We start from the raw sequence: 17,896 nt of genomic DNA, 5'->3' as shown, positions 1-17,896 counted from the left end.
TTGTAATTTCCGATCAGTAAAAATAGCTCAAAATATTTCGGATATGGATAAGGTGCTCGAATTTTTAAAAGAACTGGCGGCAAACAATAACCGCGAATGGTTTCAGGATAATAAAAAATGGTACAACGAAAGTCGTGAAAAAATGATTTTCTTGACTGATGTTCTCATTAACGAAATTGGAAAATTCGATCCTGCGGTGCGGGGAGTGTTGGCAAAAGATAGTATGTTCCGCATTTTTCGCGATGTCCGTTTTTCGAAGGATAAACGCCCGTATAAAACCAATTTTGGAAGCTTTATTTGCAAAGGTGGGCGAAAAAGCATGAATCCCGGCTATTATTTTCACCTCGAGCCCGGCGGTTGTTTTATTGGAGGCGGCATTTATATGCCACCGGCAGAATCTTTGCGTGCGATCCGGAATTTTATGGCGGAGCATGCTGACGAATATCGCAAGATAATCGAGGATCCCGAATTCAAAAAGGAGTTTCCGGAGATGTATGACGATAAACTCAAAACGGCTCCAAAAGGATTTCCAAAAGATCATGAGCATATTGATTTGCTGCGGTATAAATCGTTCATTTTTTCTAAAACCTTCAACGACAGTGTAGTAACGAGCGATAACTATGTGCAGGAAATGGTTTCGGCATTTCATCGTTTATATCCGGTTAACCGTTTTTTATACCAGGCAATGGACGCGTAATTCATTTAAAAAGAATATAAATTGAATATTTTGGGGGTTACTTTTATAGCTCCCGGCGAATCTATTTATATAGACCCTTATTTTTATCTTCCCGATTTCAATGAAATGCCCCGGAAGTCCTTTCCGGGGTTTTTATTTGGCAAAATTTGGGTGATGCAGACAAAACCGGAGCAATCATAGTTGATTGAAATGTTTCTTATGTTTTAAAGCACGCATATTCAGAAACATTCTACTTTTTTAGTTCGACAGATTAGTTCAATAAAAGATTATTTTAGCAGCGTTAAAACTTATTATATTGTTTAAATATTTTGGAATAAGCTTTTTGAGGCCTCATATGAGCTTTATTATTAGCGAGTTTCATTTTAAACCATTGCATTTAAATTTTAGAAAGATGAAAAGAATTCTACTACTGTTTTCATTTGTGACGCTTATAACTTCTTTAAGTGCACAAAACATTCAACTGCATTACGATTTAGGTGAAGGCCGCAAGTTTTTTACCTCAACCGTGGAAATGTTCCGCCCCGACAAATACGGATCTACTTTCTTTTTTATTGATATGGATTACAGTTCCGACGAGAGAAATGTAGATAATGGTATTTCGCTGGGCTACTGGGAAATTGCCCGTGCTTTTAAGTGGAACGAAACCCAGATGATTATGCCACGTGTGGAATACAATGGCGGAGTTTTTAAATTAGATGGTGATTTACCCTGGGTACCGATTGAGAACTGTTGGTTAGCAGGAGTTGAACATAGCTGGGCATCGGCCGATTTTTCGAAAATATTTACGCTGCAGGGTAACTACAAATACATCAAAGACAAGGAAGATGCTTCGTTTCAGATAACTGCAGTGTGGACCATTCAAATGCTGGAAAACAAACTGACCTTTACCGGTTTTGCCGATTTCTGGAAAGAAGAGATGAACTGGGGAACAAGTACTACCGACTTTCGTCTTTTAACCGAGCCTCAGCTTTGGTACAACTTTAATTCTCATTTTGCTGTGGGTAGCGAGGTTGAAATCGGAAGTAATTTTGTGGGTGATAAAGTAAATGTTTGCCCAACACTGGCTATAAAAGCAACATTTTAACCAAATAACCTAATGCTATGCTCGACAAGTATTTTGGAATTACCACACGAGGATCATCGTATCGGAAAGAGATAATTGGCGGTGCCACTACTTTTCTTACGATGGCTTACATCATTTTTGTAAACCCGAACATTCTGGGTGATGCAGGAATGAATAAAGATGCACTGATAACGGTTACTATTTTGGCTTCAGTAATCGGTACTGTTTTGGCCGGTGTTTGGGCCCGGGTACCTTATGCCATGGCTCCCGGAATGGGACTGAATGCCTTTTTTACATACACCCTTGTGTTAGGTGCCGGAGTCGACTGGCAGACGGCACTTGGAGTGGTGTTTATTTCAGGTGTTATATTTGTGATCCTTACTGTTACCGGTATCCGAACAAAAATTATTCATACAATTCCCTTAGCACTTCGTTTAGCTACCGGGGCCGGTATTGGTTTATTCATTTCGTTTATCGGATTTAAAGAAATGGGACTTGTGGTGGCTAATCCGGCGACGTTTGTTGGTTTGGGCACCTTTACACCAACTTTGCTGATCGGATTAGGAGGTTTGGTAATAACTGCTATTCTCGAGGTTAAAAAAGTAAAAGGAGGTATTTTTTACGGGATCATAATCACTACCATTATCGCCATTATTTTCGGGCAGGTAAAAGCGCCTCAAGTGTTGTTTTCAATGCCCCCGTCAATAAGTCCGCTGGCCTTTAAACTCGACATTATGTCGGCGCTGAGCTTTGGCTTGATCGGTGCGGTTTTCTCATTTATGTTTGTCGACTTGTTCGACTCGGTGGGAACCATTGTAGCCTGTTCGTACGAAGCCGGTTTTGTGGATAAAAACGGTAAAGTAGAACATGTCGACCGTATTCTGGAAGCTGACGCTGTGGCAACAGTTGCAGGTTCGTTGCTTGGAACCAGTACTACAACCACTTATATTGAATCGGCTTCGGGTATTGCTAACGGTGCAAAAACCGGATTTGCTTCAGTAATTACAGCTCTATTGTTTTTGCTTACCCTGTTCTTTGCTCCGGTAATCGGAATTGTCCCTGCTTATGCAACTGCCCCGGCTTTGGTTATTGTTGGAGTTTATATGTTCAAAAATATCGCACAGATAAAATTTACCGATTTTACCGAATCTATTCCGGCATTTCTTACTATTATTCTGATGCCGCTAACATACAGTATTTCAAACGGTTTGTCGTTTGGATTTATTGCCTTCGTTCTACTTAAAGCAGTTGCGGGTAAATTCGATGAAATCTCGTGGCTGATGTGGATCATCGCCGCATTGTCGGTACTAAATCTTTGGATAGGTGTCTAAGAAAATGAAGTTTGGGATACGATAGAGAAGAGGTACATTGTTGTACCTCTTTTTTTATTATTTTTGCCTGCAGAATGAGGCATTAGCTCAGTTGGTTTAGAGCATTACCTTGACAGGGTAGGGGTCACTGGTTCGAATCCAGTATGCCTCACAAAAAAGGGGGAGAACAGATTTAGTTTGTTCTCCCCTTTTAACTACCGCATGTAATTTATTACTCAAAATGGTTGGTGCTGTAATAAGCCATTTCCTGAACAATCTTTCCATCATCGTTGAAAGAATGTGACAGCATTAATGGCATTACTACTTTTTCCCCACTTTCTTCCCTGGTAAAGGAATATTCCCACCAGGAATAAACCACAAAACCGTTGTTGAGTTCGTAGAAAATGCAGTCGGGATAACCGATTTGTTTGAAATGAATGTCCTTCGCATTAGCAAAGTTGTCCTTCACATAACCCATTCTGGTTACAAGGTCTATCGATTCGTCCCAGCCATGGTCAAGGGCACTAAATTGGGCGCTCTCGTCATAGAACGATTTCATTTTTTCGAGGTCTTCGGCGGCGTATGCATTCACTAGTTTTCTCACCGTAGCAATATAGGGGTGGTTGATGTATACTTTCCCATTCTCGCGCGTGGTCTTAGCATCTCTAATGTCTTCAAAAACATTATTGTTAAAATACTGTATGATAAGTCCAATTTTACCTTCTTCATTAAAAGCATAAAGGTTGTGAATATGCAAGTCGAGATTAATTCCGGTTTCTTCATTAATACCGGTAAGCATCAACCAGTCTTGTACCCAAATATTCCCGTCACCATATTCTATGGCATCGGCATAAGCACCGGGAGCATCCTCAACCTTAAGGTTGACAAAGTTTGCTTTCCACCAACCCGAATTGTTTCCAAAATTCTCAGCGGTCGTTTGCCAGTCGTTACCATTTCTAACAACTGTAATAGAATCGGCGAAAAAGGTTTTTACCTTTTCTTTGTCACCATTTTTCACAGCTTCCCATAAAGCTTTTGTTTGGTCAATGGTTTCGTGCTCGCTGTACACCGTACCATTTTTCTTTTGAGCGAAAGATGTGATTACAAACAGGCATAAGAATAACAAAACAGCAAAATTTTTCATAATGAGATTTTTTAATTAATAATTCAGAAAAATTCCGGTTTTATCTCTTTCCTTAAACGGGTACTTCGATACAATTTACAAAATGCAAAAACAATATAAAAATTATCGATGATTATTTGTCTCTGAAAATCAATGTGATAGCTGAAGGGTAGGAGATTATTGATGTTTTATGTTGTCATAAAAGCTTGATTAGCAATTCAAAAAAAGATAAAAAGGTCGTAAAGGGTGATTACTCATAAAGATTCAATTTTTTTAAGTAAAGCGTTCATATGCTCAATTCTAAGGGGATAAATAGTAAGGTTGTTAGCTGTACGTTTTAAATTCCGACATTTTCAGTTAAATTTAAAACAGAAATAAATCGACTAAAACTATGTTACAGAAATCTCGAAGAAACTTTATCAGAACTACTGCTTTGGCAGGTACTGGTATGCTTTTGGCTCCGGACGGTATTGCAGCGGTAAGTTTGCAGAACCAAAACAGTTTAAAAGGAAAAAAAGTACTGTATGTTTATGGAGGTTGGGACGGGCACGAACCGAAACAATCGCTTGATGTTTTTGTACCGTGGCTAAAAGCAGAAGGTGCCGAAGTTACCGTTTCGGATACATTGGACAGCTACCTGGATGAAGACCTTATGAATTCATTGGATCTGGTGATTCAGATCTGGACGATGGGACAAATTACTAACGAGCAGGAAAAAGGCTTGCTGAAAGCGATTAAAAACGGGGTAGGTCTGGCAGGCTGGCACGGTGGAATTGGCGATTCGTTTCGGAATAACGTGGAATTCCAGTTTATGGTTGGCGGACAATGGGTGGCACATCCGGGAGGCGTGATTGATTACTCCGTTCAAATTACTGATAAAAAAGATCCGATAACAAAAGGATTGAACGACTTTAAGATGCACTCGGAACAGTACTACATGCACGTGGACCCGAACGTAAAAGTGCTGGCTACTACTAAGTTTTCTTCGGAACACGCTTCGTGGATCGACGAGTGTGTTATCCCGGTAGTTTGGAAAAAATACTATGGCAAAGGGCGTGTATTTTACTCATCACTCGGGCATGTGATGAAAGATTTTGAAGGCCCCGAAGTGCTGGAGATCATGCAACGGGGAATTGGCTGGGCAGCTGAAAGTAAATATGCCCCAAAAGAAAAGTGGGTAAGTCCGGTTTACGGTTAGGTTAAAAGCAAAAAGAACCGTTCCTTAAAACAGAACAGTTCTTTTTCAATATTAACAAATTAAATTTTATCCTTTTAACGCCTCGGCACCACCTACAATTTCAAGAATTTCGCCGGTAATCGCTGCCTGACGAGCCTTATTGTATTGCAAGGTAAGATCGCCGATTAACGATGTAGCATTATCGGTTGCCTGGTGCATTGCTGTCATTCGGGCGCCATGCTCGGCTGCGTTCGAATCGAGCAGTGCCTTGTAAAACTGAATTTTTAACGAACGTGGAATCAATTCCTTAATAATGTACTCTTTCGAAGGCTCGTAAATGAAGTCGAAGTTGGTGGCATCATCATCCTGTTCTTCCATTTCAACCGGCAAAAATTGCTCGGCAGTTTGAACCTGAACGGCTGCATTTTTAAACTGGTTGTAAACCAGTTCTATCCGGTCGTAATCTTTTGCCTCAAAGGCTTTCATGGTCCCTTCTGCAACTTTCGCCACATTATCGAAGGTCAATTCATCGAACAGCGAATTTTCGTTGGCTACTACTTTGTAACCTCGGTGTTTCAGGTAGCGCTCTCCTTGTTTCCCAACGCAAAGAAATTCGAGATTTCCGGTGCGTAATTGCTGTTCGTATTTTGTGTTGATCAACTCAATGGCTTTTTTTGAAATGTTGGCATTGAAGCCACCACACAAACCACGGTTCGAAGTTACCAGAATTACCAAAACCTTTTCGGGTGCCCGATTCTGTGTGTATACCGAGTCTTCCACATTTTCGAGGCTGGCACTCAGCGAAATCAGGATTTCGTGTAACTTTTCGGCATAAGGCCTGATCTGCAAAATAGCATCCTGCGCTTTTTTCAGCTTGGCCGCCGACACCATTTTCATGGCACTAGTAACCTGCCGTGTGGTTTTTACCGATGCAATTCGTGTTCGTATTTCCTTTAATCCAGCCATTTTTCCAGTGAATGTGTTATTGAGTAGTTTAGTAAATGAGGAATTCTCAATCACTCAGTTACTCATTCGCTCAACTACTTTTTGTATTTCTCAGCTGTTTCCGCTGCTACTTTTCGAATGGTATCTTCAATTTCCTGTGTCATTTTTCCTTCCCGAATTTCGTCGAGTACCGAACGGTGCGACATCTCCATGGTTTCAAGGAAATCCACCTCAAATTCTTTTACTTTTTCAATCGGAACCTGGCGCAGCAATTCTTTGGTACCGCAGTAAATAATGGCTACCTGTTGTTCAATTTTCATGGGCGAATACTGGCCCTGTTTCAGGATCTCAACGTTTTTACGTCCCTTGTCGAGAACACGCATTGTTGCAGCATCAAGATCGGAACCAAATTTCGAGAAAGCTTCCAGTTCGCGGAACTGAGCCTGGTCGAGTTTTAATGTACCCGCAATTTTTTTCATCGATTTGATCTGGGCACTACCCCCAACACGCGAAACCGAAATACCTACGTTAATTGCAGGACGGATACCCGAGTTGAACAGGTTCGACTCGAGGAAGATCTGTCCGTCTGTAATCGAAATTACGTTGGTAGGAATGTACGCAGAAACGTCTCCTGCCTGAGTTTCAATGATTGGAAGTGCAGTAAGTGAACCACCACCTTTTACTTTGTCTTTTAAACAGTCGGGAAGGTCGTTCATGTCTTTTGCAATTTCATCCGATTCGATGATTTTAGCCGCACGTTCCAACAAGCGCGAGTGCAGGTAGAACACGTCACCCGGATATGCTTCACGGCCCGGAGGACGACGCAGCAGCAGTGAAACTTCACGATACGAAACCGCTTGTTTCGAAAGGTCGTCGTAAATGATCAGTGCATCTCTACCGGTATCGCGGAAATATTCGCCAATGGCGGCACCTGCATAAGGTGCATAAAATTGCAATGCAGCCGGATCGGAAGCCGTTGCAGAAACGATAACCGTATAATCCATGGCACCGGCTTTTTCAAGAGTCGATGCAATGTTGGCCACTGTAGAACCTTTTTGTCCGACGGCGACATAAATACAGTATACCGGATTACCTTTTTCAAATCCTTCGCGCTGGTTGATAATGGTGTCGATCGCAACAGCCGTTTTTCCGGTCTGGCGGTCACCGATGATCAACTCACGCTGTCCTTTTCCAATCGGGATCATCGCGTCGATGGCTTTCAAACCTGTTTGCAGCGGCTGTTTTACCGGCTGACGGTAAATTACACCCGGCGCTTTACGTTCGAGTGGCATCTCAAACAATTCACCTTCGATGGTTCCTTTGCCATCAATCGACTCGCCAATAGTGTTGATAACCCGTCCGAGCAAATTTTCGCCTACGTTAATTGATGCAATGCGGCGTAAACGTTTTACAGTGTCGCCTTCCTTGATTTCTTCGGTAGGACCTAAAAGAACTGCTCCAACATTGTCTTCTTCGAGATTCAGAACAATACCTTTAATTCCGTTTTCGAATTCGATCATTTCATTGGCCTCAACATTCGAAAGACCGTAAATCCGAGCAATACCGTCACCAACTTGCAGTACGGTACCTACTTCTTCCAGTTCGGCTACCGACTTAAATCCTTCCAGTTGTTGCTTAAGAATTTCGGATACTTCAGCAGGTTTTATATTCGCCATGTTCTATCTTGTTTTAGCTTATTGAATACTTTTTAATTCGGTTTCTAACAGGCTTTGCTTCACTTTTTTCAATTGAGTGGCCACACTGGCATCGTATTGATTGTCGTCGAGGCGCAAAACCAGGCCTCCCAGAATCTCGGGTTTTATCTGTGCTGAAAGCTCTACTTCTGCTTTAAGCTCTTTGCCGAGCAATTCTTTGATTTTTTGTATGGTTGATTCGCTGATTTCTGATGCAGTGGTCAAAACGGCTGACTTGATGTTCTGATCTTTTCGCGTAAGATCGAGGAAATTTCTGCAGATTCCCGGAATGTACTCTTCGCGTTTATTTTGAACGATCAACACCAGGAAATTCAAGGTAGGCTTATCTATATTACCTTTGAAAATTTCTTTGATGAGTGCCGCTTTTTTCGATGTTTTTACAATCGGACTTTCCAGCAGTAAAATAAAATCACCGGAGGTTTTACAAACTTCCAAAACTGCCCCAATGTCTTTTTTTAAGTTATCGAGCAGCTTTTTTTCTTTTGCGGTTGAAAAGAACGCTTTGGCGTAACGAACACTTATTGCACTTTGATCCATACCGTTAATTCAGCTTAATATCGTCGATTAATCCATCCACCATTTTTTCCTGCTCTCCTTTTCCGGCCAGCTGTTTTTTGATCACTTTTTCGGCGATCATTACCGAAAGCTCGGCTACCTGTTTTTTTATGTCGTTGATGGCAGCTGTCTTTTCAGCTTCGATTTGCTGACGTGCCTGATCGATGGTTTTTTGTGCTTCCTGGCCTGCCTTTTCTTTGGCCTCAGAAACAATTTTCTCTTTCAGCTCTTTTGCATCCTTAAGAATCGCATCTTTTTCGAGGCGGGCTTCAGCGATAATTTTCTCGTTATCGGCTTTTAATCCGGCCACTTCTTTTTTTGCTTCTTCTGCTGAATTTAAGGCACTGGCAATCGATTCTTCACGTTCTTTTAAAGCGTTTAGAATAGGTTTCCAAGCGAACTTTTTCAGGATAAAAAGTACGATTGCAAAAATTATAAGCATCCAGAAAATCGTTCCCGGATTCGGCATTACTAATCCCATAGTTTCAAAATTTTAAAGACAACGGCGTCCCGGGCAATCCCCGGGACGGTTGCCAAAGTTTTTTGCTATACAAAAACGATTAGGATACAAACAATAACGGCAAAGAAGGCTACACCTTCAATCAAAGCTGCCGATACGATCATGTTTGATCTGATGTCACCGCTGGCTTCTGGCTGACGGGCGATAGCTTCCATGGCACTGGCACCGATTTTACCGATACCCATACCAGCTCCAATTGCTGCTAAACCTGCACCAATTGCTGCTCCCATTTTACCAACCGTAGCTCCGGCGGCCGCTTGTAGCAATACTGTTAAAATAGCTGATAACATAGCTGTTAATTTTAAATATTAATGATGATCTGAAGTCGCCATTCCAAAATAGAGTGCCGACAACAGGGTAAAAACATATGCTTGTATAAACGATACCAAAACATCGAGCAGCAAAATAAACACCGAAAATACGATGGATATCGGGCTGGCTCCCAGTCCAACAGCGGGCCCAAATAAAGTGCCGAAAACAAATACCAAACTGATAAATACCATTACGATGAGGTGACCTGCAAGCATGTTGGCAAAGAGTCGGACCATCAGTACAAATGGTTTGGTGATCACTCCTGATAATTCAACAATAGGCATCAGCGGAATTGGGAATTTCAGCCACCACGGTACATCCGGATTGTAAATTTCTTTCCAGTAATGCTTGTTCCCGTTGATGGTGGTGATGAAAAAGGTAAACAGTGCCAATACCATAGTTACCGCGATATTTCCGGTAACATTCGCTCCGAAAGGCGGAATGGGAATAAGTCCCATAAAGTTGTTGATCAGAATAAAAAAGAAAAGCGTCAGCAGGAAGGGCATAAACTTTTCGTATTTGTCTTCACCAATTGCGGGTTTCGCTACTTCATCGCGAATGAAAAGAATAATTGGTTCGAACAGGTTCTGTATGCCTGATGGAGCTTTGCCTTTGTTTTTTACTGCCGAACCGGCAACTGTAAATATCAGCCAAAACAAAATAATCACCGAAGCAATAACTCCGGCAATGGTTTTGGTGATGGATATGTCGATGGGTTTCCCAATTTCGTGACCGCCGGCATCAAGCTCAACGATTTTCCCTTTGAATTCTTCGCTATGCGAAATTTTAAATCCTTTGTAGGCATCGTGTCCGTGATGGAATTTCGAAGACATAAACACATGAAAAGCTTTCCCTTCGTGCCACTCGGGATAATTGCTGTAAAGAATTATCGGCAAAGGAATACTGATATGAGTTTCACCAAATGAAGTGATGTGCCAGTCGTAGGAATCAGAAACGTGTTCGATTACAAATTCTCCGGCATTAAATCCTTCTTCTTCGTGGTGTTCATCGCTTGCTGATGCATGTTCGGTCGAATGAGAATTTTCCTCTTCTTGACCGTGCTGTGCCTGCAGCGGACCCAAACTTAACATCGAAAAAACAAGAATTAAAAAAAATCCTTTGGTAAGCTTAAGCATGGTTTATTTTGATTAATGCTTTTGTTCTTTATTTATACTTAGGTAACAAACCAATTTCGGGCATAATTGTTCTTCGATTTGTTATCTTTTTTGATGATTTTGCATCACTCACAAATTTAAAAGAAATTTTCAACCGAAAATGGTAAAATCCATTTTTCAGGGAATTAATAATGTAGTTTTACCAACTGTTGTTCAACATTAAAACCACAAGAATTACTAGAAGATGGGATTATTTCTTTTTTGAATCCTTTTTTGAGATACGCGTCAGATTGCTCACTTCGAAAAATGTATAAACCAGGTACAGCGTCATCAGAACCACTACAAAGGGTACTGCATTTTCACGGTCGATGAGGATGTATACCACCGCAATTATGGAATACACCATTAATTTGATAAATGTGATGAGCATGTTGCTGCGGGCAAATTTCCCGATGTCTTTTTTGGCTACGCTTAATTGGTAGGCATGAATACCGGTGGTAGCAGCATAAAAGAATGCGAGCAGGAACGGAAAAACGGGTAAATAATATTCGGGTAAAAACATTGAAAACACCAGCCACCCGATCAGGGCGAGGGCAAGTGTCAATGCAGTTAATCTGGCAATAAAACTTTTCATTTTATCTGGCTTCGAGCTCCAAGCTTCAAGCTTCGAGCTTTTTTAAAATTTATTTCTTTTTAAGTAAACTTCGTGTTCCGTAAATTATAGCTGCGATCACGGAAAAAATGGCAAAACCAAGTGTAAATCCTTTGAAATCGTTTTTCATCCACTGGTCTATTTTGTAACCCAAAAAGGTAAATCCTCCTATTATGGCCATCATTTCGAAGCCAAGGCTGGAGTAACGAACAAAGTCATCGAACTTGTTTTTCGGTTTATTTTTTTGTTTCCGTTTCATGAACGGGTTTTGGTGCTCCCATGCTGCATGTTCCTGTAAATACTGCGCCCGGTTCAACAGCCAGTTTTCCGGCAACAATATCACCTTCAATTTTTGCTGTTGCTTTCATGTTTAGCAATTCGGCGGCAGTAACTTTACCATTTATAAATCCTGAAACCTCGATGCTGCTGGCCTGTACTTCGCCCTGAATTTTGCCACTGTTGCCAACCACGAGTTTTCCCTTGGTAGCCAGGTTTCCAACCATTTCGCCATCAATTCGAATGTCACCATTTGAAATGATATCGCCTTTAACTTTTGTCCCGTTGCCCAGAATGTTAATGTGCTGCGATGCGTCATCGCCATTAAATCTTGCTGTTTGTTTTGCCATGCCGTTGTGAATTAATCCAGTTTTATCCCAATTATCGTTTCCTCAAAACGCGTTTGAAGATACAATATTTTGGCACTCGTTCAAAAATTTAATGTACAAACCGGGGGAACAATTTATTTGACAACTATTTAGGATCGTAGGCCCATTTCAGGTAAGTGCTACCCCAGGTGAATCCGGCACCAAATGCTGCCAGAATAATGTTATCGCCTTTTTTTAGTTGCTTTTCGTAATCGTACAAACATAACGGGATGGTTGCAGCAGTTGTATTTCCGTAGTATTTGATGTTCACCATTACCTTGTCTTTACTCAGGTTCATGCGCTTTGCGGTGGCATCGATAATACGCAAATTCGCCTGATGAGGAACCAGCCACGAAATGTCATCGGCAGTTAGCTGGTTTTTTCCCATGATCTCGGCAGCTACATCGGCCATGCTCGAGACCGCTGCTTTAAACACTGCCTGACCTTCCTGGTAAAGAAAATGTTCTTTGTTGGCCACTGTTTCTTCGGTAGCAGGTTTTAACGAGCCACCGGCTTTTATGTGCAGGTGGTAACGCCCAAGTCCGTCGACACGATTGATATAGTCGATAACGCCAAGATCCTCGGTTGTGGGTTCAATCATAACTGCGGCAGCACCATCACCAAATAACGGACATGTAGTGCGGTCTTCGTAATTAATTATCGACGACATTTTTTCGGTAGCCACAATAACCACTTTTTTATAGCGGCCCGATTCAATGAACTGGGTAGCTGTAGAAAGTGCAAAAATAAAACCCGAGCAAGCAGCATTCAGGTCGAAGCTCCAGGCATTGTGGATGTTGGCTTTATGTGCAATAATATTGGCCGTGGCCGGTAAAACCATATCGGGGGTAATGGTGGCGCAAATCAGCATGTCGACCTCGTCGGGACTTGTTCCGGTCTTTTGCAACAGGTCCTGAACGGCCCAGGTTCCCATGTCGCTGCTCGCCTTTCCTTCTTCTTTTAAAATCCTGCGTTCTTTAATGCCAATGCGCTGCATGATCCACTCATCCGAGGTATCAACCATTGTACTTAATTCATCGTTTGTAAGTCGGTAATCGGGGAGATAGGCACCAACGCCGGTAATTGCTGCTCTTATATTTGCCATTGCATGCTAAAATCTACTTGTGTTTTTGTAAAATTCTGATTTTTTTAAAACGGTTGAATTTAGAAGCAATAAAAACGACGGACAAACTATTAAAGACTTTATTGGGTTTATATAAACAATATTTCAGGCTGAATGGTGAACAATTAATAAAGATGTTCGAAAAGTCTGATTTTAGAGTGGGGATTAACAGGCAAAAAAAATTCCATCTCCGAATTTTCGAAGATGGAATTTCGATCCGCCTGTTGCAGTCGGTTAAAGTGCATTAAATGTCTTATACGGCAATTTCTTTTTCAATTACCTGTTTTCCTCTGTAATAGCCACATTCAGGACATACTGTGTGGTATTTTACAGTGGTTCCGCAGTTTGAACAAGTTGCCAGAGTGGGAGCGACCGCTTTGTAGTGCGTACGTCTTTTATCCCTTCTCGATTTCGATGTTTTATGCTTTGGATGTGCCATTTTTATGTATTTTTTTAATTATTATTCTTTAAGTTTTTTAATGCCGCCCAGCGAGGATCAATATCATCTTCATTATCTGTTTCTTCTTCCTCGCCGTGGTGCGTATATTCATTTAATTTTTTAAGCATCTCCGGATCGCAGCTGTTTTCTTCGCTTTCATTCAGATGGACATGCCTGATCGGAATGCTTAACATGGTATATTCATAAATTACCTGCGCCAGGTTGATTGCATGCTCTTCGGGTAAAACCCAAATTACATTGTCACCTTCTTCAAACTCAGATTCTTCGCCAAACTTTACAAATTGCTCAGTTTCCAAATCAATAGCTTGTTGATAGGCTTCTAAACAGTTGTCGCAGGTAAGTTCTACCCAACCGGTAAAATGAAGAATCAGTTTTAAGAATGAACTTCGTTTTTCCAGTTGTACCTTAACGTTCACTGCACCAACTTCAACCAGACTTTCTTTATAATGTTCAAAGAACTTATCGTCTATTTCAAAATTGTAATCGTGAAGGCCTTCTTTAAGCCCTTTAAACTCAATGTTATATTTCGTTTTCCAGCCCACGACTCCAAAAAAGTGGATGCAAAAGTATAAATTTTTTATTAACACCTAAAAAAATCAAACAATTATTTTGATTTATAGGCCTGTGGATTAATATACTGCCAGCGCTGAAAAAGGTCTTTTTTCATTTTACTTTAAAGTTGGCATTTCATCGAGGGTAATTACTGCCTCGTTCGCCATTGCATTTTTCCACCAGTCGATGTTGGCATGTTGATGGTTTGTTTCTCCAAAAGCTGCTGACTCAGGATCGTTGGTCCTGTCGTAATCGTACCAGGGCATAAAATACGACCACTTCGCACCGGCTGTCCATTGTGCTGAAATAGTAGCCACACTGCCCATCTCGCTCAAGGTAACCATTTTGGTGGGATATTCCTGCTGGATGGATGTGAACTGATCGGCAATTGAAGCGGCATCAGTGTTGTTGTAAATGTCTCTTCCAACTATGTCAACATACCCATCGCCCGGATAAAAATCATCGTCCTTGGTTTGTGTTGTCCACACCCAAATCAGGTTGCTCAGCTCTCTTTCTTTGAAATAGTCGAAAGTATATCTCCATAATTTCTTAAAGGCTTCTGCTCCACTATTTCCCCACCAAAACCAGGCCGTTCCGTTCTGATATTCATAAATATTTCCTGCAGCCTCATGCAAGGGGCGCCAGATAACCGGAATATTTTTATCCTGAAGCAGTTTTAGGTAATCGGCCATTTCTTCCAGATCGGCTTTTACCACCTCGTTTTCCCAAGTGCCTTCAACAGTGGCGTTGGCTGCATTAAAGCTGGTCTCCGTGGTGTAAAAAGCGTATTCGCTTGATCCTTCCGTTTTCGGTACATTCCAGTGCCAGCTTGATGAAACCAATCCGTTATTGTTCCACCAGTCTTTTACAACTTTGGTAGAGGTGTAATCGATCCAGTTGGCCGGCGAATAATTTAAAAAGATGTAATCGAAAGTTGCCATTGCCGGATAATTTCCCGTGTGTTGTTTTACCCATTCCGCTTCATTGGTGTTCCAGCTTACATTTGCCATTGCCGAGGATACGATCTTCTCGCCGTAATTGTCGAGAAGAAAATTGTACACATTTTTAGCTTCTTTCGACGGATTTTCAGTAACCAATTCAGTGCTGATCTCAATCTTCGGAATAATCCGTGTTGAAAAACTGAGCGTAAATTCTTCGGCATAGTTTTGTGCCTCATCAAGCACCGACTTTTCGGATATGTTCACTACATAATCCGTTTGTTCCTTTAATTCAGTGTCGATCAGTAACTGATTGTCGGAAATGCTGGCCGATACTGTTTTATTATTTACTGTAATGTCAGCCCAATTTCCAAGTTTAAAGGGTTCGCTGTAATTAATCCTGATTTCGGTATCCAGAGGTACTTCGCTTGCTCCTTGTGCAGGTTGAACACTAATTATTGTTGGTGGAGTATGGTCTTCAATTTCAGGTTCTGAATTACTTGTGTTGCATGCCAAAAGTGCAATAACGATAAGAAGACTAAACATTGTTTTCATGTTTTGTTTATTCATATTCGAATGACCTGCCTTAAGGCGAGCGCAAGGAGAAAATAAAGGCTGTTTCAAAGAAAATGAAACAGCCTTTTAATTTCATTCGGAATTTATCAGTTAATAATAGTTATTTTGGTAATAATCCAGTCCTGCCCCTGAATAATAAGGCCATCATCCCATGGGGCATTATTCCGGATATTGTCTAAAACCGCTGAAGTGAGTACTAATTCTTGCTCGGTTACTGATTTGTCGTCGTAGGTGTTGGTTGTTATATAACCATCGCCACCGAGTTCGTCAAATGGAATTACAGCCCAGTTCCCGTTATTAATCTGGGCCTGTCCCCAATTCTCCGTTTGTTCAAAATAGATTTTCAAAATCGCTCCAGGATTTACTCCGTCGAAAGCAGAAATTGGAGCAATAGCGGCATCTCCCCAGTTAATGGCTTTGGGGCCTTCAAAAATAACGGTTTCACTGGCCGTTGTTGTAATTATGCTCACTTTCGCAATAATCCAGTCCTGGCCCTGTATAATAAGTCCGTCACCCCACGGAGAATTATTCAGGATATTATCCAGTACATCCTGCGTCAATACCAATTCCTGTTCTGTTACCGACTTATCGTTATAGGTATTGGTTGTGATGTACCCATCACCACCGAGTTCATCGAAAGGAATGACTGCCCAGTTACCGTTATTAAGTTGGGCTTGTCCCCAATTTTCGGTTTGTGAGAAGTAGATCTTCAATATCGAACCAACCGGTACATCCTGGAAAGCTGTAATGGGCACAATGGCCGGATCACCCCATCCGATCGCTTTCGGACCTTCATAAACAATCGTTTCTACAATTCCGCCGCCAAGAACATCTAATTCATAAGTGATTTCACCATTTGATGACATAAGTGTTAAATCAGTTGCCCCGGAAGAATTCTCAGGTATAAGTATATAACAGGTTGTCCCGTTCAGAATATATTGAACCGAAGCTCCGTTCACCATGATATCGGTTAATTTATCTTCGTTGGCGAGTTCTACTGAAAGTAATTCGCCCGCTTTAATGGTATCGTTCTCGCCCGGAAGAATGGGGATATAACAGAACAGCGGTTTGTCGACGATTAGCGAAGATACAACAGTTTCGCCATTAACCATGGTAAGAGTCAAATCTCCGGATTCGGCATCAACCGGTACTTCTAATGTAATACTTGTTTCCGACTCAGGAGATACATCTACGGTAACGTCGCCTGCAAAGGTTACAGAAACTACCAGATCAAGATCGGTACCTGTAATTGTAATCTCATTTCCTGCCGACACCGGATTTGGCGTTATTTCGGTTATAGTAGGTTTAATTATTGTAATCTCGCCACCTGAAACCGATTTATCGGCAGCAGTAGAAAATACAAGATCGCCGCTCACAGCCGCATCTGGAACCAGTACTTTCATTTCAGTTTCGGTGAGGTCGGTTATTGTACCACCGGCTCCACCGGCAAAGGTTACAGCGGTAACCAAATCAAGATCGGTACCTGTAACGGTAATTTCGCCGCCATTTTTAATGGTTGTTGGCGAAACATTTACTGTTGGAACCACCATAACCACATCTTCCGATGACTCAATGGCTACCATTGAAGCCGGGTAAACGGTCACTTTACCATCTTTTGTATCTGCAGGTACAGTTAGGGTAATACTGGTTTCCGACTGGCTGGCAAATTCGTTAATGATCTTGCCTCCTCCCAGATCTATTCTTTTAACCAGGTCAAGATCGGTTCCTGTAATTGTGAGGGTTGTACCTGCTTTAACCGGACTTGGAGAAACAGCTGTAAGTGTTGGTGTTACAACCGCGAGCTCGGTTTCGGAATAAACAACGATTGGGTCTTCAGCACCGTTTGAAACGGCAATTGTTCCGGTTTGAGCTTCCTCGGGTACGATCAGCTTAATTTCTTTACGGCTTTGTGCTGTAAAGCTGCTGTCGCCGACTGAAACCCGTTCGGTGAAAATTACCTCTTTTATGAGGTTCAGGTATTCACCTGTAATTGTTATCTCCTGTCCGGGTTTGATGGTACCCGGCGATAAATTATCAATGGATATGGGTTCAGAATAGGTAATCTGGGTTTTGGTTGTTATATCACCATCATCGGTTTTCAGTACAACCAATCCCGGTTCGGCGTTTTGCGGAACAATGAGTTTAATGCCTGTTTCGGTATGCTCTGTAAATTCCGAAGCAGGAATATCAATACCTTCTGGTAAAACTATTGAATTCACCTTCATTAAATTCTCCCCGATAAAACGGAGTTCTGCCCCGCGGGCGATGGGCATTGGTCCATAACTCATTAACGCAACTTCCGAAGTCATTTCATCGTCATCATCATTGCACGAGACGAACACTATCCCCGACATGCTACCGTACAGTAACGCCAGCAGAATAGCCAGATATCTAATATTTATTCTATTTTTTTTCATAT

The 17,896-nt window shown here is 41.6% G+C and carries 19 protein-coding genes and 1 tRNA gene; 5 read left to right on the top strand and 15 right to left on the bottom strand.

Going from position 1 to position 17,896, the window contains the following annotated elements; all coding sequences use genetic code 11:
* Positions 1-43 precede the first annotated feature (43 nt).
* The 4 genes from WFY05_RS05635 to WFY05_RS05620 all read left to right on the top strand — a co-directional run bounded on the left by WFY05_RS05635 (position 44) and on the right by WFY05_RS05620 (position 3,242).
* Positions 44-697: a DUF2461 domain-containing protein gene (locus WFY05_RS05635; protein WP_340111761.1), complete on the top strand. Its 654-nt coding sequence runs from the start codon at positions 44-46 to the stop codon at positions 695-697.
* 391 nt (positions 698-1,088) lie between these two features.
* Positions 1,089-1,781, top strand: a complete 693-nt coding sequence (locus WFY05_RS05630; RefSeq protein WP_340111760.1) for a DUF5020 family protein — start codon at positions 1,089-1,091, stop codon at positions 1,779-1,781.
* Between the two features lie 17 nt (positions 1,782-1,798).
* Positions 1,799-3,091, top strand: coding sequence for an NCS2 family permease (locus WFY05_RS05625; protein ID WP_340111759.1), 1,293 nt, complete (start codon positions 1,799-1,801; stop codon positions 3,089-3,091).
* A 76-nt stretch (positions 3,092-3,167) separates the two neighbouring features.
* A tRNA-Val gene (locus WFY05_RS05620) sits at positions 3,168-3,242 on the top strand.
* Between the two features lie 60 nt (positions 3,243-3,302).
* On the opposite strand, the gene WFY05_RS05615 is transcribed toward WFY05_RS05620, so the two are convergent.
* On the bottom strand, positions 3,303-4,214 hold the full coding sequence (locus tag WFY05_RS05615; RefSeq protein ID WP_340111758.1) for a nuclear transport factor 2 family protein: 912 nt from the start codon (positions 4,212-4,214) through the stop codon (positions 3,303-3,305).
* 370 nt (positions 4,215-4,584) lie between these two features.
* Between WFY05_RS05615 and WFY05_RS05610 the strand changes: the two genes are divergently transcribed.
* On the top strand, positions 4,585-5,391 hold the full coding sequence (locus tag WFY05_RS05610; protein WP_340111757.1) for a ThuA domain-containing protein: 807 nt from the start codon (positions 4,585-4,587) through the stop codon (positions 5,389-5,391).
* A 66-nt stretch (positions 5,392-5,457) separates the two neighbouring features.
* Here the strand turns inward: WFY05_RS05610 and atpG are convergent, their stop codons facing one another.
* The 14 genes from atpG to WFY05_RS05540 form a co-directional block, all read right to left on the bottom strand.
* Positions 5,458-6,336, bottom strand: coding sequence for an ATP synthase F1 subunit gamma (gene atpG / locus WFY05_RS05605; RefSeq protein ID WP_340111756.1), 879 nt, complete (start codon positions 6,334-6,336; stop codon positions 5,458-5,460).
* A 74-nt stretch (positions 6,337-6,410) separates the two neighbouring features.
* Complete coding sequence (gene atpA / locus WFY05_RS05600) at positions 6,411-7,991, bottom strand: F0F1 ATP synthase subunit alpha (RefSeq protein WP_340111755.1); 1,581 nt, start codon at positions 7,989-7,991, stop codon at positions 6,411-6,413.
* 18 nt (positions 7,992-8,009) lie between these two features.
* Positions 8,010-8,567 (bottom strand): ATP synthase F1 subunit delta, encoded by a 558-nt coding sequence (gene atpH / locus WFY05_RS05595; RefSeq protein ID WP_340111754.1) that lies wholly within the window; start codon positions 8,565-8,567, stop codon positions 8,010-8,012.
* A gap of 4 nt (positions 8,568-8,571) precedes the next feature.
* Complete coding sequence (locus WFY05_RS05590; protein WP_340111753.1) at positions 8,572-9,066, bottom strand: F0F1 ATP synthase subunit B; 495 nt, start codon at positions 9,064-9,066, stop codon at positions 8,572-8,574.
* Positions 9,067-9,131: 65 nt separating this feature from the next.
* Positions 9,132-9,395 carry an ATP synthase F0 subunit C gene (atpE, locus tag WFY05_RS05585; RefSeq protein ID WP_247978567.1) on the bottom strand — a complete coding sequence of 88 codons (264 nt, stop codon included), beginning with the start codon at positions 9,393-9,395 and terminating at the stop codon, positions 9,132-9,134.
* Between the two features lie 18 nt (positions 9,396-9,413).
* Positions 9,414-10,553 (bottom strand): F0F1 ATP synthase subunit A, encoded by a 1,140-nt coding sequence (gene atpB / locus WFY05_RS05580; protein ID WP_340111752.1) that lies wholly within the window; start codon positions 10,551-10,553, stop codon positions 9,414-9,416.
* A 229-nt stretch (positions 10,554-10,782) separates the two neighbouring features.
* On the bottom strand, positions 10,783-11,166 hold the full coding sequence (locus WFY05_RS05575; protein ID WP_340111750.1) for a hypothetical protein: 384 nt from the start codon (positions 11,164-11,166) through the stop codon (positions 10,783-10,785).
* A 49-nt stretch (positions 11,167-11,215) separates the two neighbouring features.
* Positions 11,216-11,443: an AtpZ/AtpI family protein gene (locus WFY05_RS05570; protein ID WP_340111749.1), complete on the bottom strand. Its 228-nt coding sequence runs from the start codon at positions 11,441-11,443 to the stop codon at positions 11,216-11,218.
* Positions 11,421-11,810: a bactofilin family protein gene (locus tag WFY05_RS05565; protein WP_340111748.1), complete on the bottom strand. Its 390-nt coding sequence runs from the start codon at positions 11,808-11,810 to the stop codon at positions 11,421-11,423. Before WFY05_RS05565 ends, WFY05_RS05570 begins: the two co-directional genes overlap by 23 nt.
* 124 nt (positions 11,811-11,934) lie before the next feature.
* Positions 11,935-12,933, bottom strand: a complete 999-nt coding sequence (locus tag WFY05_RS05560) for a beta-ketoacyl-ACP synthase III (protein ID WP_340111746.1) — start codon at positions 12,931-12,933, stop codon at positions 11,935-11,937.
* Between the two features lie 271 nt (positions 12,934-13,204).
* Positions 13,205-13,390 (bottom strand): 50S ribosomal protein L32, encoded by a 186-nt coding sequence (rpmF, locus tag WFY05_RS05555; protein ID WP_167604623.1) that lies wholly within the window; start codon positions 13,388-13,390, stop codon positions 13,205-13,207.
* Positions 13,391-13,404: 14 nt separating this feature from the next.
* Complete coding sequence (locus WFY05_RS05550; protein WP_340111745.1) at positions 13,405-13,953, bottom strand: YceD family protein; 549 nt, start codon at positions 13,951-13,953, stop codon at positions 13,405-13,407.
* 126 nt (positions 13,954-14,079) lie between these two features.
* On the bottom strand, positions 14,080-15,456 hold the full coding sequence (locus WFY05_RS05545; RefSeq protein WP_340111744.1) for a glycosyl hydrolase: 1,377 nt from the start codon (positions 15,454-15,456) through the stop codon (positions 14,080-14,082).
* Positions 15,457-15,563: 107 nt separating this feature from the next.
* Positions 15,564-17,894: an IPT/TIG domain-containing protein gene (locus WFY05_RS05540; RefSeq protein WP_340111743.1), complete on the bottom strand. Its 2,331-nt coding sequence runs from the start codon at positions 17,892-17,894 to the stop codon at positions 15,564-15,566.
* Between the last annotated feature and the right edge of the window lie 2 nt (positions 17,895-17,896).

This window comes from Maribellus mangrovi, assembly GCF_037646455.1.
Classification (GTDB): Bacteria; Bacteroidota; Bacteroidia; order Bacteroidales; family Prolixibacteraceae; genus Draconibacterium; species Draconibacterium mangrovi_A.
This window is presented reverse-complemented; position numbering and strand designations above follow the sequence as displayed.

Coding starts and splice junctions, on each gene's coding strand:
- WFY05_RS05635 (WP_340111761.1), top strand. CDS start 44: ATGGATAAGGTGCTCGAATTTTTAAAAGAACTGGCGGCAAACAATAAC.
- WFY05_RS05630 (WP_340111760.1), top strand. CDS start 1,089: ATGAAAAGAATTCTACTACTGTTTTCATTTGTGACGCTTATAACTTCT.
- WFY05_RS05625 (WP_340111759.1), top strand. CDS start 1,799: ATGCTCGACAAGTATTTTGGAATTACCACACGAGGATCATCGTATCGG.
- WFY05_RS05615 (WP_340111758.1), bottom strand. CDS start 4,214: ATGAAAAATTTTGCTGTTTTGTTATTCTTATGCCTGTTTGTAATCACA.
- WFY05_RS05610 (WP_340111757.1), top strand. CDS start 4,585: ATGTTACAGAAATCTCGAAGAAACTTTATCAGAACTACTGCTTTGGCA.
- atpG (WP_340111756.1), bottom strand. CDS start 6,336: ATGGCTGGATTAAAGGAAATACGAACACGAATTGCATCGGTAAAAACC.
- atpA (WP_340111755.1), bottom strand. CDS start 7,991: ATGGCGAATATAAAACCTGCTGAAGTATCCGAAATTCTTAAGCAACAA.
- atpH (WP_340111754.1), bottom strand. CDS start 8,567: ATGGATCAAAGTGCAATAAGTGTTCGTTACGCCAAAGCGTTCTTTTCA.
- WFY05_RS05590 (WP_340111753.1), bottom strand. CDS start 9,066: ATGGGATTAGTAATGCCGAATCCGGGAACGATTTTCTGGATGCTTATA.
- atpE (WP_247978567.1), bottom strand. CDS start 9,395: ATGTTATCAGCTATTTTAACAGTATTGCTACAAGCGGCCGCCGGAGCT.
- atpB (WP_340111752.1), bottom strand. CDS start 10,553: ATGCTTAAGCTTACCAAAGGATTTTTTTTAATTCTTGTTTTTTCGATG.
- WFY05_RS05575 (WP_340111750.1), bottom strand. CDS start 11,166: ATGAAAAGTTTTATTGCCAGATTAACTGCATTGACACTTGCCCTCGCC.
- WFY05_RS05570 (WP_340111749.1), bottom strand. CDS start 11,443: ATGAAACGGAAACAAAAAAATAAACCGAAAAACAAGTTCGATGACTTT.
- WFY05_RS05565 (WP_340111748.1), bottom strand. CDS start 11,810: ATGGCAAAACAAACAGCAAGATTTAATGGCGATGACGCATCGCAGCAC.
- WFY05_RS05560 (WP_340111746.1), bottom strand. CDS start 12,933: ATGGCAAATATAAGAGCAGCAATTACCGGCGTTGGTGCCTATCTCCCC.
- rpmF (WP_167604623.1), bottom strand. CDS start 13,390: ATGGCACATCCAAAGCATAAAACATCGAAATCGAGAAGGGATAAAAGA.
- WFY05_RS05545 (WP_340111744.1), bottom strand. CDS start 15,456: ATGAAAACAATGTTTAGTCTTCTTATCGTTATTGCACTTTTGGCATGC.
- WFY05_RS05540 (WP_340111743.1), bottom strand. CDS start 17,894: ATGAAAAAAAATAGAATAAATATTAGATATCTGGCTATTCTGCTGGCG.